This is a genomic window from Stutzerimonas stutzeri, assembly GCF_038561965.1.
Taxonomy (GTDB): domain Bacteria; phylum Pseudomonadota; class Gammaproteobacteria; order Pseudomonadales; family Pseudomonadaceae; genus Stutzerimonas; species Stutzerimonas stutzeri_AA.
The window spans coordinates 1-14,559 of sequence record NZ_CP139348.1 but is presented as its reverse complement, the minus strand read 5'-3'; the positions used below and the strand labels follow the sequence as shown (position 1 = coordinate 14,559).

At 60.5% G+C, this 14,559-nt stretch carries 10 protein-coding genes and 1 pseudogene; 5 read left to right on the top strand and 6 right to left on the bottom strand.

Annotated elements, in window-relative coordinates:
• Positions 1-88: 88 nt before the first annotated feature.
• Positions 89-646 carry a DNA-3-methyladenine glycosylase I gene (locus SM130_RS00055; RefSeq protein ID WP_102826952.1) on the bottom strand — a complete coding sequence of 186 codons (558 nt, stop codon included), beginning with the start codon at positions 644-646 and terminating at the stop codon, positions 89-91.
• 107 nt (positions 647-753) lie between these two features.
• On the opposite strand from SM130_RS00055, the gene glyQ reads away from it, so the two are divergent.
• The 5 genes and pseudogenes from glyQ to SM130_RS00030 all read left to right on the top strand — a co-directional run bounded on the left by glyQ (position 754) and on the right by SM130_RS00030 (position 6,467).
• Positions 754-1,701 carry a glycine--tRNA ligase subunit alpha gene (gene glyQ, locus SM130_RS00050; RefSeq protein WP_061340224.1) on the top strand — a complete coding sequence of 316 codons (948 nt, stop codon included), beginning with the start codon at positions 754-756 and terminating at the stop codon, positions 1,699-1,701.
• Positions 1,698-3,752 (top strand): glycine--tRNA ligase subunit beta, encoded by a 2,055-nt coding sequence (gene glyS, locus SM130_RS00045; protein WP_102826953.1) that lies wholly within the window; start codon positions 1,698-1,700, stop codon positions 3,750-3,752. The genes glyQ and glyS overlap by 4 nt, the downstream gene beginning before the upstream one ends.
• A gap of 4 nt (positions 3,753-3,756) precedes the next feature.
• Positions 3,757-4,299 carry a D-glycero-beta-D-manno-heptose 1,7-bisphosphate 7-phosphatase gene (gmhB, locus tag SM130_RS00040; RefSeq protein WP_102826954.1) on the top strand — a complete coding sequence of 181 codons (543 nt, stop codon included), beginning with the start codon at positions 3,757-3,759 and terminating at the stop codon, positions 4,297-4,299.
• Complete coding sequence (locus SM130_RS00035) at positions 4,296-5,045, top strand: lysophospholipid acyltransferase family protein (RefSeq protein WP_102826955.1); 750 nt, start codon at positions 4,296-4,298, stop codon at positions 5,043-5,045. The genes gmhB and SM130_RS00035 overlap by 4 nt, the downstream gene beginning before the upstream one ends.
• A 51-nt stretch (positions 5,046-5,096) precedes the next feature.
• Positions 5,097-6,467, top strand: a pseudogene (locus SM130_RS00030) (diguanylate cyclase).
• Between the two features lie 76 nt (positions 6,468-6,543).
• On the opposite strand, the gene ahpF reads toward SM130_RS00030, so the two are convergent.
• The 5 genes from ahpF to dnaA all read right to left on the bottom strand — a co-directional run bounded on the left by ahpF (position 6,544) and on the right by dnaA (position 14,454).
• Entirely contained in the window at positions 6,544-8,106 is a 1,563-nt protein-coding gene (ahpF, locus tag SM130_RS00025) for an alkyl hydroperoxide reductase subunit F (RefSeq protein ID WP_342369076.1), read from the bottom strand.
• Between the two features lie 229 nt (positions 8,107-8,335).
• On the bottom strand, positions 8,336-10,750 hold the full coding sequence (gene gyrB, locus SM130_RS00020) for a DNA topoisomerase (ATP-hydrolyzing) subunit B (protein ID WP_102826726.1): 2,415 nt from the start codon (positions 10,748-10,750) through the stop codon (positions 8,336-8,338).
• Positions 10,747-11,859, bottom strand: coding sequence for a DNA replication/repair protein RecF (gene recF, locus SM130_RS00015; RefSeq protein ID WP_102826727.1), 1,113 nt, complete (start codon positions 11,857-11,859; stop codon positions 10,747-10,749). Before recF ends, gyrB begins: the two co-directional genes overlap by 4 nt.
• A gap of 9 nt (positions 11,860-11,868) precedes the next feature.
• The gene (gene dnaN, locus SM130_RS00010; protein WP_102826728.1) at positions 11,869-12,972 is read right to left on the bottom strand and encodes a DNA polymerase III subunit beta; all 1,104 of its coding nucleotides are present in this window, start codon (positions 12,970-12,972) and stop codon (positions 11,869-11,871) included.
• Between the two features lie 33 nt (positions 12,973-13,005).
• Positions 13,006-14,454, bottom strand: coding sequence for a chromosomal replication initiator protein DnaA (gene dnaA / locus SM130_RS00005; protein WP_102826729.1), 1,449 nt, complete (start codon positions 14,452-14,454; stop codon positions 13,006-13,008).
• Positions 14,455-14,559: the final 105 nt, after the last annotated feature.

Sequence of the window (14,559 nt, the reverse complement as noted above, 5' to 3'; positions counted from 1 at the left end):
GGTCGCCTAGTCTACCTGCAACCGTGCTCAGCGTTCAGGCGCAGCCGCCGCAACGCCATGCATCTTGGCAGCGCAGCCCTGCAGCGGATCAATCATCGCCAGCCAGCTCGGCATACCGCTCGCAGTCGCTGAGGTGGTCCATGACCAGGCCGCAGGCCTGCATGTAGGCATAACAGATGGTCGGCCCGACGAAACTGAACCCAGCTTTCTTCAACCCTTTGCTCATGGCCTGCGCCTCGGCCGAGACGGCAGGGACCTGATCGATGCGCTCGAAACGGTTGATCTTCGGCGCGCCATCCACGAAGGACCAGATGAAAGCCACCGGATCTTGCAGCTGCAGCCAGGCGCGGGCGTTGCTGCGTGCGGCCTCGAGCTTGCGGCGATTGCGGATGATGCCAGCGTCCTGCATGCGCTCGTCGATCTCGGCATCGCTCATGCGCGCCAACCGTGCGGCATCGAAACCGAACAGCACCTGCCGGTAGCGCTCGCGCTTGCGCAGCACGGTGATCCAGGAAAGCCCAGCCTGAAAGGCTTCGAGCAAAAGGAATTCGAACAGCACCTGCGGATCACGAGTCGGCACACCCCATTCGCGATCGTGGTAGTCGACATACAGCGGATCCGTGCCGCACCAGGCGCAACGTGGCATATGGTCTCCTTGAGCAGGCCTCGCCCGATGGCCGAAACCATCGCAAGCGCGACCATGCGGGGGGTATACTTCGAGGCTTTCTGTCGAAGCCCAGCACAGGTGAAATTTTGAGCCAGACTACGCCTGCCGTGCGCACCTTCCAAGACCTGATCCTCGCCCTGCAAAGCTACTGGGCCGAGCAGGGTTGCGTGGTCCTGCAGCCCTATGACATGGAAATGGGCGCCGGTACATTCCACACCGCCACCTTTCTGCGCGCCATCGGTCCCGAGACCTGGAACGCCGCCTACGTTCAGCCTTCGCGTCGCCCGGCCGATGGCCGCTACGGCGAAAACCCCAACCGCCTGCAGCACTATTACCAGTTTCAGGTGGTGTTGAAGCCCAATCCGGAAAACATCCAGGATCTGTACCTGGAGTCGTTGCGCCGCATCGGCGTCGACACCTCGGTGCACGACGTGCGCTTCGTCGAAGACAACTGGGAATCGCCGACTCTCGGCGCGTGGGGCCTGGGCTGGGAAGTCTGGCTCAACGGCATGGAAGTCACCCAGTTCACCTACTTCCAGCAGGTCGGTGGCGTCGAATGCTACCCGGTCACCGGCGAGATCACCTACGGTCTAGAGCGCCTGGCCATGTACCTGCAGGGCGTCGACTCGGTCTATGACCTGATCTGGGCCGATGGCCCGTTCGGCACCGTGACCTACGGCGACGTGTTCCACCAGAACGAGGTGGAGCAGTCGACCTATAACTTCGAGCACGCCAATGTGCCGAAGCTGTTCGAACTCTTCGATTTCTATGAGAGCGAAGCCAACCGCCTGATGGCCGCCGAGCTGCCGCTGCCGGCCTACGAGATGGTGGTCAAGGCCTCGCACACCTTCAACCTGCTCGATGCCCGTCGCGCCATTTCGGTTACCGCACGCCAGCAGTACATCCTGCGCGTGCGCAGCCTGGCACGCTCGATAGCCCAGAGTTACTTGCTGGCACGAGCCAAACTCGGCTTCCCGATGGCCACCCCCGAATTGCGTGACGAAGTGCTGGCCAAGCTGGAGGCTGCAGAATGAGTGCACTGGATTTCCTCGTCGAATTGGGTACCGAAGAGCTACCGCCCAAGGCACTCGCCAAGCTGGCCGACGCCTTCTGTGCCGGTATCGAGAAGGGCCTGAAGGACGCCGGCCTGGGCTTCGTCAAGACGCAGGCCTATGCCGCGCCACGGCGCCTGGCAGTAGTGGTCGAGCAGCTGGCGACCCAGCAACCCGATCGCAGCATCAACCTCGACGGCCCGCCGATGCAGGCCGCCTTTGATGCCGACGGTGAGCCGACCCAGGCCGCCCTGGGCTTCGCTCGCAAGTGCGGCGTGGATCTCGCCGAGATCGATCGCAGCGGCGCGAAACTCAAGTTCAGCCGCACCATCGAAGGGCAGCCGGCTGCCGAGCTGCTGCCGGGTATCGTCGCAACCTCGCTGAACGATCTGCCGATTCCCAAGCGCATGCGCTGGGCCGCGCGCAAGGAAGAGTTCGTCCGCCCGACTCAGTGGCTGGTGATGCTCTTCGGTGAACAGGTAATCGATTGCGAGATCCTCGCCCAGCGCGCCGGCCGCGAATCCCGAGGTCACCGCTTCCACAGCCCGGGCCAGGTGCATATTTCCAAGCCGTCGAGCTATCTGGAAGACCTGCGCGGCGCCCATGTGATCGCCGATTTCGCCGAGCGCCGCGAACTGATCGCCAAGCGCGTCGAGCAGCTGGCTGCCGAGCAGAACGGCACAGCCATCGTGCCGCCGGCGCTGCTCGATGAAGTGACCGCACTGGTCGAATGGCCAGTGCCGCTGGTGTGCTCGTTCGAAGAACGCTTCCTCGACGTACCGCAGGAAGCGCTGATCACGACCATGCAGGACAACCAGAAGTACTTCTGCCTGTTGGACAGCAACGGCAAGCTGCTGCCGCGCTTTATCACCGTGGCCAACATCGAATCCAAGGACCCGGCACAGATCGTTTCCGGAAACGAGAAGGTCGTGCGTCCGCGTCTGACCGACGCCGAGTTCTTCTTCAAGCAAGACAAGAAGCAGAAGCTCGACAGCTTCAACGAGCGCCTGAAGAACGTGGTATTCCAGGCTCAGCTCGGCACCGTGTTTGACAAGGCCGAACGCGTCTCGCGCCTGGCCGGACTGATCGCCGAACGCACCGGTGGCGACAAGCAGCGTGCCGCCCGTGCCGGTCTGCTCTCCAAGTGCGACCTGGCCACCGAAATGGTTGGCGAGTTCCCGGAAATGCAGGGCATCGCCGGTTATTACTACGCGCTCAATGACGGCGAGCCGGAAGACGTGGCGCTGGCGCTGAACGAGCAGTACATGCCGCGCGGCGCCGGTGGCGAATTGCCGACCACGCTGACCGGCGCCGCCGTGGCGGTGGCGGACAAGCTAGACACCCTGGTCGGCATCTTCGGCATTGGCATGTTGCCCACCGGCTCCAAGGACCCCTACGCCCTGCGTCGTGCCGCCCTTGGCGTGCTGCGCATCCTCATCGAGAAGCGTCTGGATCTGAATCTGGTCGAGGCGGTCAATTTCGCCATCGGCCAGTTCGGTACACAGGTGAAGTCAGCCGGGCTGGCCGATCAGGTACTCGAGTTCATCTTCGATCGCCTGCGCGCCCGCTACGAGGACGAAGGCGTCGACGTCGCCGCCTACCTGTCGGTGCGTGCCGTGCAGCCGGGCTCGGCGCTGGACTTCGATCAGCGCGTGCAGGCCGTACAGGCCTTCCGCACGTTGCCGGAGGCTGCAGCACTGGCCGCGGCCAACAAGCGCGTCTCCAACCTGCTGAGCAAGTTCGATGCGAAGCTGCCGGAAGCCGTCGAGCCACGCTGGTTCGACAACGCCACCGAGTTCTCGCTGTACTCGGCGATCCAGCAGGCCGAGCAGGCGGTGCAACCGCTCGCCGCGGCGCGTCAGTACCGTGAGGCACTGGAGCGTCTGGCGCACCTGCGTGGTCCGGTGGATGCCTTCTTCGAGGCGGTGCTGGTGAATGCTGAAGACGCTTCGGTACGCGCCAACCGTTATGCCTTGCTGGCCCGGCTGAGAGGACTGTTCCTTGGCGTTGCCGATATTTCCGCACTTGGCTAAGCCCGTGAAGCTGATCGTGCTGGACCGCGATGGCGTGATCAACGAGGACTCCGACCAGTACGTGAAGTCGCTGGAGGAGTGGATCCCCATTCCCGGCTCGTTGGAAGCCATCGCGCGGCTGTGCAAGGCTGGCTGGACGGTAGCCGTGGCCACCAACCAGTCCGGCGTCGCACGCGGCAAGTTCGATATCAGCACGCTTGGCGACATGCATTTCAAGATGCAACAGCTGGTGATGGAGCAGGGCGGCCGCATCGACTTGATCGTGCACTGCCCACACGGTCCGGACGACGGCTGCAATTGCCGCAAGCCGAAACCTGGGATGTTCCGCACCATCGCCGAGCATTTCGGCCTGCTGGATCTGAAAGGCGTGCCGGTGGTGGGCGACAGTCACCGCGATCTGCATGCTGGCATGCTGCTCGGCGGCGTTCCTTATCTGGTCAGGACCGGAAAAGGCTTGCGCACGCTGGAAGGCACGCTGCCGCCGGGCACTCAGGTCTTCGATGACCTTGCCGCCGTAGTCGATCATCTACTCGAGAGTTCTCGATGAGCCTCCTGTTTTCCGTCCGAATCGCCCTGTTCTACTTCCTGTTGGCGCTCACGGCATTCGCCTGGTGCCTGGTGAGCCTGGTCTTCGCTCCGTTCATGGCGTTCCGCCCGCGCTATCGCTTCGTGGTGCAGAACTGGTGTCGTTGCGCCGTATGGCTGGGCAAGACACTGGTAGGCCTGCGCTACGAAGTGCACGGTGCGCAGAACGTGCCGGCGCGTCCCTGTGTGATCCTGGCCAAGCACCAGAGCACCTGGGAGACTTTCTTTCTCTCGGCCTATTTTGAGCCGCTGACCCAGGTGCTCAAGCGCGAGCTGTTGCGGGTGCCGTTCTTTGGCTGGGCGATCATGCTGCTCAAGCCCATCGCCATCGACCGCAACAACCCCAAGGCGGCGCTGCGTCAGGTCGCCAAGCAGGGTCACGAGCGCCTGGAGCAGGGCGCCTGGGTGCTGATCTTCCCTGAAGGCACGCGTGTGCCGGTTGGCGAGCAGGGCAAGTTCTCGCGCAGTGGTGCAGCGCTGGCGGTCAACGCCGGTCTGCCGGTGCTGCCCATTGCCCATAACGCTGGTACGTTCTGGCCAAAGGCGGGCTGGGGCAAGCGGCCGGGCATCATCCAGGTAGTCATTGGCCCAGCCATGTACGCTGATAGCGAAAGTCCACGGGCCATTGCAGAACTCAATCAGCGCGCCGAAGACTGGATCAACGCGCAGGTCGCACAACTCGAAACACAGGGTCGTCCGACCCTCTGATCAACACGCCGGGGCAGGGCAGGGACGTCCGCCCATCTTTGCGAGTCCCCTATGCACCACATACCCAACCATCAGCTGGTCACCGAATGGCTGCGCCTGCTGGACGGCTATCCGGCCGAAGCAGCTGCCGCGCTGCAGTCTGTTGCCGAACAGAAAAGCGCTGAGCTAGCCGAGCATTTCTATTCACAGATGCTCGCCGATCCGCACTCGGCCAGTTTTCTGTCGCACGACCAGGTGAAAAATCGCCTCGGCAAATCCATGCAGAAGTGGATTGTTACGGTCTGTTCCTAGACGTCACGCAGCGACCTCGACGCGGTAGTCGACCTGCAGCGCAAGGTCGGCGATGTCCACGCGCGTATCGAGATTCCGGTCAGCCTGGTGTTGCGCGGCGCTCGCTCACTCAAGGGGCGCCTGCGTCAGCTGCTCGAACAGCGCGATCTCGACGAGCCGGTACGGCGCAAGGCGGCACGCATGGGTGCCGATCTGATCGACCTGGCCGTGGAGATCATCTGCTTCGCCTATTCTCAGTCGCACGACCGCAACTCCCGCGCGGAGGAAGCCTACCGGCTGTTCTCCGTCTCTCAGAACATCGGTGTCGAGAAGGAACGTCAGCGTGCCGCGCTGCTGGACTGGGAGAACCAACTGATGTTCGATCTGGCCGTCGGCAACCTGACCGGGGCGCTTCCGCAGCTCGCCGGTTCCGAATTCGGTCTTTGGTTTCGCCACAAGGCGTCCCACGCCTTCCAGGGCTCGCCTGAGAGCGCGAGCATCCTTGATTACATCGTGGGCATCGACCAGGAGCTCAAGTCCATCGCGGCACTGCAGGATGCCGCCGGACGCCTGGCGAAGCTGCATCAGATCCGCGAGCAGACCCGCTCGATCAAATTCCTGCTCGACAGCCTGTTCGAACAGGCCAACGATCTGGAAGCGGGTCGCGATGTCCTGACCCGCCTGCTCAACCGCAAATTCCTGCCGGTGGTAATGGCTAAGGAAGTGCTGTACGCACGTCAGTCGAGTAACACGTTTGGTGTGTTGGCGATTGATGTCGACCACTTCAAACGCATCAACGACACCTACGGACATGACGGCGGTGATCAGGTGCTTCAACAGGTTGGCGCCCTGCTGGCCAGCAATACCCGCGGGGGCGACTATGCCTTCCGCTTAGACGGCGATGAGTTTCTCCTGGTGCTGGTGGATATCGACGCGAGCAAGGCGTTCGCTGCGGCGCAGAAGCTGCGCGAGCGCATCGCCGGAGAAAGTTTCCGCTTAGCCAACGGCGAAGTGCTACAGGTAACCGTTAGCATCGGCATGGCTGTGCACGACGGGCACCCGGACTACGAACGCCTGCTGCAGCAAGCCGATCAGGCCCTTTATCAGGCGAAGAACAGCGGGCGCAACTGCTGCGTGCTGCACGAAAGCTGATTTTCAGCAGCGCACGCCGGGTGTGAAAAAGGGGAGCAGATGTGAATCTGCTCCCCTTTCTTTTTCGCTTCTCGGATCAGGCCGGCGCGGAAGACCGGATCAGGTGATCGAAGGCGCTCAGCGAAGCCTTGGCCCCTTCACCCAGCGCAATCACAATCTGCTTGTACGGCACCGTGGTCACGTCACCGGCCGCGAACACGCCGGGGATGCTGGTCTGGCCTTTGGCGTCGACGATGATCTCGCCGAAGCGCGAAAGCTCCACGCTACCCTTGAGCCAGTCGCTGTTGGGCAGCAGGCCGATCTGCACAAAGATGCCTTCCAGCTCGACGGTGTGCACGGCGTCGTTGGTGCGGTCCTTGTAGACCAGGCCGGTGACCTTCTGGCCGTCGCCCTGGACTTCGGTGGTCTGCGCCATCTTCAAGATGTTCACGTTGGGCAGGCTCTGCAGCTTGCGTTGCAGTACCGCATCGGCACGCAGTTCCTCACCAAATTCGAGCAGGGTGACATGGGCGACGATGCCGGCCAGGTCGATGGCCGCTTCCACGCCGGAGTTGCCGCCACCGATCACCGCCACGCGCTTGCCCTTGAACAGCGGGCCGTCGCAGTGCGGGCAGTAGGCGACGCCACGGCCGCGGTATTCCTGCTCGCCAGGCACGTTCATTTCGCGCCAGCGTGCGCCGGTGGCAAGGATCAGGCTCCTGGCCTTGAGCTCGCCGCCGTTCTCGAACTGCACGCGATGCAGGCCGTCTTCGCCAGCCGGAATCAGCTTACTGGCACGCTGCAGGTTCATGATCTCGACGTCGTATTCACGCACGTGTTCTTCCAGCGCGCGGGCCAGTTTCGGGCCTTCGGTTTCCTTCACCGAGATGAAGTTCTCGATGGCCATGGTGTCGAGCACCTGGCCGCCGAAGCGCTCGGCCGCCACACCGGTACGGATACCCTTGCGTGCGGCGTAGATGGCCGCTGCCGCGCCGGCCGGGCCACCACCGACCACCAGCACGTCGTAGGCGTCCTTGGCCTTGAGCTTCTCGGCGTCACGGGCGCTGGAGCCGGTATCGAGCTTGGCGAGGATCTCTTCCTCGCTCATGCGGCCCTGGGTGAACAGTTCGCCGTTGAGGTAGATGCTCGGCACCGACATGATCTGGCGACGCTCGACTTCGTCCTGGAACAGCGCGCCGTCGATGGCGACGTGCTTGATGTTCGGATTGAGCACGGCCATCAGGTTCAGCGCCTGGACCACGTCCGGGCAGTTCTGGCAGGACAGCGAGAAGTAGGTTTCGAAGCGGTAGTCGCCGTCCAGCGCCTTGATCTGTTCGATCACCTCGGGCGCGGTCTTCGACGGATGGCCGCCGACCTGCAGCAGCGCCAGCACCAGCGAGGTGAATTCGTGGCCCATGGGGATGCCAGCGAAACGCAGGCTGATGTTGCCGCCGATGCGGTTGAGCGAGAACGACGGCTTGCGCGCATCGTCGCCGTCGGTCTTGAGGGTGATCTTGTCGCTGAGGCCGGCGATGTCCTGCAGCAGGCTCAGCATCTCCTGGGATTTCTCGCCGTCATCGAGGGACGCAACGATCTCGAAGGGCTGGGTGACCTTCTCCAGGTAGGCTTTCAACTGGGTCTTGAGATTGGTATCCAACATGAATCATTTACCCCATCAAATATGTGTGGCGCTCAGGGCGCAGTAAGGTGAGCAACTTGATGAGGTGACCATACGCCGAGCAGGGCTGTACTCGAAATTGATTAAACCAGTCACGGCGATTCACTCTGTCTATCCCTAGAAAAGCAAAAGCCCCGACATGACGGTCAGGGCTCTGCTGTTTGGATGTTTCGCCTAGTCCAGTGCACTAGCTAGGAGCTAGCTAGCGCGATCAGAAGTCCAGGTTCGACACAGCCAGGGCGTTGGTCTCGATGAAATCGCGGCGCGGCTCGACGGCATCACCCATCAAGGTATTGAAGATCTGATCCGCACCAATCGCATCCTCGATAGTGACCTTGAGCATGCGACGCACGTTCGGATCCATCGTCGTTTCCCACAGCTGATCCGGGTTCATTTCACCCAGCCCCTTGTATCGCTGCACGCTATGGCGGCGGGTGCCCTCGGTCATCAACCACTCAAGCGCTTGCTTGAAGGTTGACACCTGCTTCTTGCGCTCGCCCCGCTGAACATAGGCGCCCTCTTCGAGCAGGCTGTTCAACTTCTCGCCCAACGCGGTAACGGTTCGGTAGTCGTTGCTGGCGAAGAAATCACGATTGAAGGTGATGTAGCTCGCCAGGCCGTGGGAGCTGATCTCAACTTCCGGCAGCCACAGATGGCGTTCCTTGTCTTCACGCAGGCTGACGTTGTAGACCAAACCGGAGCGTTCACCAACCTTGAGCTGGGCGCTGTACTGTTCGAGCCAGGCCTGCATTGCAGAATGATCGGCCAGTTGCTCTACCGGCACGCGCGGCAGGTAGATGAAGTGTTCGGTCAGTTCCAGCGGGTACAGACGAGACAGCCGCTGCAGCGTTTTCATCACCGTGCGGTAATCGTTGACCAGCTTCTCCAGCGCGCCACCGGAGAGGCCCGGGGCGTGTTCGTTGACATGCAGGCTAGCGTCTTCCAGAGCCGACTGAGTGAGGTATTCCTCCATCGCCTCATCGTCCTTGATGTATTGCTCCTGCTTACCGCGTTTGACCTTATATAGCGGCGGCTGAGCGATATACACGTAACCGCGCTCGATCAGTTCAGGCAGCTGACGGAAGAAGAAGGTCAGCAGCAGAGTCCGGATGTGCGAGCCATCGACGTCGGCGTCGGTCATGATGATGATGTTGTGGTAGCGCAGCTTGTCGATGTTGTACTCGTCGCGCCCGATACCACAGCCCAGAGCAGTAATCAGCGTGCCTACTTCCTGGGAGGAAATCATCTTGTCGAAACGTGCTTTCTCGACGTTAAGAATCTTACCTTTGAGCGGCAAGATGGCCTGGGTCTTGCGGTTACGTCCCTGCTTGGCAGAGCCGCCTGCGGAATCACCCTCCACTATGTAGAGTTCGGAAAGCGCAGGGTCTTTCTCCTGGCAGTCAGCAAGCTTGCCCGGCAGACCGGCGATATCCAGAGCGCCCTTACGACGGGTCATTTCCCGAGCCTTGCGCGCAGCCTCACGAGCGCGGGCGGCGTCGATCATCTTGCCAACTACGGCCTTGGCTTCGCTGGGGTGCTCAAGCAGGAAGTCGGCGAAGTGCTTGCCCATCTCCTGTTCCACAGCGGTTTTCACCTCCGAGGAGACCAGCTTGTCCTTGGTTTGCGAACTGAATTTCGGGTCCGGCACCTTCACCGAAATGATCGCGGTCAGGCCTTCGCGCGCATCATCGCCAGTGGTGGCGATCTTGTGCTTCTTCGCCAAGCCTTCCTGCTCGATATAGCTATTCAGGTTTCGCGTCAGTGCGGAGCGGAAGCCAGCCAGGTGGGTGCCACCGTCACGCTGCGGAATGTTGTTGGTAAAGCAGAGGATGTTCTCGTTGAAGCTATCGTTCCACTGCAACGCCACCTCGACACCAACGCCATCGTCGCGCTGCATGTTGAAGTGAAATACCTGATTGACCGGCGTCTTGTTGGTGTTCAGATACGCAACGAAGGCACTCAGCCCGCCCTCATACTTGAACAGCTCTTCCTTGGCGGTACGCTCATCGCGCAGGACGATACCGACGCCAGAGTTGAGGAATGACAGTTCACGCAGACGCTTGGCCAGAATATCCCAGCTGAAATGGATGTTCTGGAACGTTTCGGCTGATGGCTTGAAATGGATCTGCGTGCCCGAGGAATCGGTTTCACCGACCGGAGCAAGCGGAGCCTGGGGCACGCCATGACGGTAGAGCTGCTCCCAGACCTTGCCCTCGCGACGGATCGTCAACATCAACTCTTCGGAAAGCGCGTTGACCACCGAAACACCTACGCCGTGCAGCCCGCCGGATACCTTGTAGGAGTTGTCATCGAACTTACCGCCAGCGTGCAGTACGGTCATGATGACCTCTGCGGCCGAAACACCTTCCTCGTGAATATCCACCGGGATGCCCCGGCCGTTGTCACGGACGCTGATGGACTCATCGGTATGGATGGTGATGGAGATGTCAGTGCAATGCCCGGCCAACGCTTCGTCGATCGAGTTATCAACGACCTCGAAGACCATATGGTGCAGGCCGGTGCCGTCGTCGGTATCGCCGATGTACATGCCAGGGCGCTTGCGCACTGCATCGAGGCCTTTGAGTACCTTGATGCTCGACGAATCGTACGTGTGGTTTTCGCTCATGCCTTCACTCCCGAGGGGCCGTGGACTTGGGTGATTTGCCCATGTTCCACGTGAAACATTGAGACTGGCGTCTGTTCATGCCAGCCTTCTTGCAAAACAGTTGAATCAACACAGGTGATAAAAACCTGACAGTTAAGTTGCTCGAGCAACTTGCACAGCGCTAGTCGATGCTGCGCGTCCAACTCGGACGGCAAGTCATCGACCAGATAAATGCACTGCCCACGCTTGGCCTCGCTAACCAGGTGGCCTTGAGCAATGCGCAACGCACAGACAACAAGTTTCTGTTGGCCACGGGACAACACTTCAGCAGCGTTGTGATTGCCAACTTTCAATCGCAGATCTGCACGCTGAGGACCCGACTGGGTATGACCTAACGAACGATCCCGTTCCAACGACGAAGCGAGCACCTCTGCCAGGGACCTATCTTTGTCCCATCCGCGGTAGTAGCTCAGCTTCAAGCCATCCAGATCGAGCAAAGCCTGGAGCGTGGTTTCGAACACCGGCTTCAGGGCCTGGATATAGGCCCGCCGATAGCCGTCGATCTCGTCGCTGGCCAGGCTCAGCTCACGGCTCCAGGCCGCGTCCGAAGCGCCGTCCAGTGTACCATGCCGCAGCCACGAGTTCCGTTGCCGCAGGGCCTGTTGCAGGCGCTGCCAAGCAGCCATGAAGCGATGTTCCACGTGAAACACGCCCCAATCTAGAAATTGTCGCCTCAGTTTGGGCGCGCCTTCGAGCAGGCGGAAGCTATCGGGATTGATCAGCTGCAACGGCAGCATGTCGGCGAGTTCGGCTGCCGACCTCACACTCTGTCCATCAATCCGGATTCGGACCTCGCCACTGCGATCACGCGAGACACCGAGCGCGCGACTATGCTGATCGGGCAACTCCACCTGGCCGAAGACGGTGCAGGCAGATTGCTCGTAGGTGATGACGGGGTTCAGCCGAATGCTACGGAAAGACCGCGCCAAGCCAAGCAAATGGATAGCTTCGAGCAGGCTGGTTTTACCGCTGCCGTTATCGCCAAAGAGGATGTTGATGCGAGGAGAGGGAGGCAACGTCACCGGCTGCAGATTGCGGACCCCGGTGACGGAGAGACGACTAAGGGACATTCAGCTGGGTTACAGACGCATCGGCATTACGACATACGCGGAGTCGTCGTTGTCGAATTCCTGAACCAGTGCGCTACTGTTCGCATCTGAAAGAATCAGGCGAACCTGCTCGGTGGTCATCACGCCAAGCACATCGAGCAGGTAGCTTACATTGAAGCCGATTTCCAACGAGCCGCCGTTGTAATCGACCGCTACCTCTTCTTCGGCTTCTTCCTGCTCAGGGTTGTTCGCCTGGATTTTCAGCAGCCCGTTTTCCAGCTGCAGACGAATACCGCGATATTTCTCGTTGGAGAGAATCGCGGTGCGGCTGAAGGCTTCGCGCAGCAGCTGGCGGTCACCGACCACCAGCTTGTCTCCCCCGCGAGGCAGCACGCGCTCGTAATCGGGGAATTTGCCGTCTACCAGCTTCGAGGTAAAAGTGAACTCGCCAGTGGTGGCGCGAATATGATGCTGACCCAGGACAATACTGACGTCAGCGTCCTGGTCGTTGAGCAGGCGGGCAAGTTCAAGAATCCCCTTGCGCGGCACGATGACCTGATGCCGATCGGGCTGCTCGATACCGGCTTGCATCGAACACATCGCCAGGCGATGTCCATCGGTCGCTACGGCACGCAACATGCCATTGGAAACCTCGATGAGCATGCCGTTGAGATAATAGCGAACGTCCTGCTGCGCCATGGCGAAACTGCTGCGCTCGATCAGTTTGCGCAGCTTGCCTTGGCCGACGCTGAAGGAAAGCGAACCTGGGGCTTCTTCCACCGTCGGGAAATCGTTGGCGGGAAGGGTCGAAAGGGTGAATCGGCTGCGGCCGGATTTGATCACGACTTTTTGATCATCCAGACGGATATTGATCAACGCGTCGCCCGGCAAGCTCTTGCAGATATCCATGAGCTTGCGTGCTGGAACGGTGATCTCACCCGGCTCGGCGGCGTCTTCAAGCGCCACGCGGCCAACCAGCTCGACCTCGAGATCAGTGCCGGTCAGCGACAATTGCTGGCCCTGCACCACAAGAAGAACGTTGGACAATACCGGCAAGGTCTGACGGCGCTCGACGACGCCAGCAACCAGCTGCAGGGGTTTCAACAGGGCTTCGCGCTGAATGGAGAAATGCATGGTCTGGTCCCTTGCCTATAAATTAGGTCGCACTCAGGTTGTCAAAGTTCGCAGCAAATTCTTGTAATCTTCACGGATATCCGCGTCGATTTCCCGCAGTTCGGCGATCTTACGGCAAGCATGCAACACCGTGGTGTGATCTCGACCACCGAAGGCATCGCCAATTTCCGGCAGGCTGTGGTTGGTCAGCTCTTTCGACAGGGCCATGGCTACCTGTCGCGGACGCGCCACCGAACGGGAACGCCGTTTCGACAGTAGATCGGAAATCTTGATCTTGTAGTACTCGGCCACGGTGCGCTGGATATTGTCGACGCTGACCAGTTTATCCTGCAACGCCAGCAAGTCCTTCAGCGACTCACGAATCAGTTCGATGGTGATGTCGCGTCCCATGAAGTGAGCGTGAGCAATCACCCGCTTGAGCGCACCTTCCAGTTCGCGGACGTTGGAGCGGATACGCTGTGCGATGAAGAACGCTGCATCATGGGGCAGATCGACCTTCGCCTGGTCGGCCTTCTTCATCAGAATCGCGACACGGGTTTCCAGCTCAGGAGGCTCGACCGCGACGGTCAGCCCCCAGCCAAAACGCGATTTCAGGCGTTCCTCGAGACCATCAATTTCTTTAGGGTAACGGTCGCTGGTGAGGATGACCTGCTGACCGCCTTCGAGCAATGCGTTGAAGGTATGAAAGAACTCTTCCTGCGATCGCTCTTTCTTCGCAAAAAACTGGATATCGTCGATCAGCAGCGCATCAACAGAACGATAGAAGCGTTTGAACTCGTTGATGGCATTGAGCTGTAGCGCCTTGACCATGTCGGCAACGAAACGCTCGGAATGCAGGTACACCACCTTGGCATTCGGATTCTTCTTCAGCAGGTGATTGCCCACCGCGTGCATCAGGTGAGTCTTACCCAGGCCCACGCCCCCGTAGAGAAACAGCGGGTTATATCCGTGCTTGGGGTTGTCGGCCACCTGCCAGGCAGCCGCTCGCGCCAGCTGGTTAGACTTGCCTTCGACGAAATTTTCGAACGTAAAGGTACGGTTCAGATAGCTGGTGTGCTTGAGGCCACCTTCCACCTGGACATTGCGCTCTACCCGAGGTTGCTCGGGTTCGCGGGCGTCTGCCGACAACGGTTCGAAACGCGCAGGAGGCGGCGCTGATGCGGCCGGGGTACTGACAACCGACGGCTGCGGCTGGGCACGTGCTACAGCTGCGGAAGGTAGCGCCGCGGATGAGGTCCGTTTACTGCCTATCAACAGAGAAAGTGCGGGGGCCAGACCGCTAGAACGCTCTGAAAGCAATTCCAGAAGACGAGACAGATACTTTTCGTTGACCCAGTCAAGCACAAAACGATTGGGTGCGTAGACACGCAGCTCCTCATCGGTGCCTTCGACCTGGAGTGGACGAATCCATGTGTTGAATTGCTGAGCAGGCAGTTCATCGCGCAAAAGCTCAACACACTGCTGCCAAAGTTCCACCGACACGGAAACTCCTATCGACTCTGTCGAGGTAAGACGGCGGCCATTGTAGCGGCGTGCCCAAGGGTTATCCACAACAACTGGCTGCTCCATCTAGGTGGAATGTGCAGT

What these genes read in the sequence shown, in the direction of transcription:
- gyrB (WP_102826726.1), bottom strand. Translation starts at nt 10,750, where the DNA reads ATGAGCGAAAACCACACGTACGATTCGTCGAGCATCAAGGTACTCAAA.
- recF (WP_102826727.1), bottom strand. Translation starts at nt 11,859, where the DNA reads ATGTCCCTTAGTCGTCTCTCCGTCACCGGGGTCCGCAATCTGCAGCCG.
- SM130_RS00035 (WP_102826955.1), top strand. Translation starts at nt 4,296, where the DNA reads ATGAGCCTCCTGTTTTCCGTCCGAATCGCCCTGTTCTACTTCCTGTTG.
- SM130_RS00055 (WP_102826952.1), bottom strand. Translation starts at nt 646, where the DNA reads ATGCCACGTTGCGCCTGGTGCGGCACGGATCCGCTGTATGTCGACTAC.
- ahpF (WP_342369076.1), bottom strand. Translation starts at nt 8,106, where the DNA reads ATGTTGGATACCAATCTCAAGACCCAGTTGAAAGCCTACCTGGAGAAG.
- dnaN (WP_102826728.1), bottom strand. Translation starts at nt 12,972, where the DNA reads ATGCATTTCTCCATTCAGCGCGAAGCCCTGTTGAAACCCCTGCAGCTG.
- glyS (WP_102826953.1), top strand. Translation starts at nt 1,698, where the DNA reads ATGAGTGCACTGGATTTCCTCGTCGAATTGGGTACCGAAGAGCTACCG.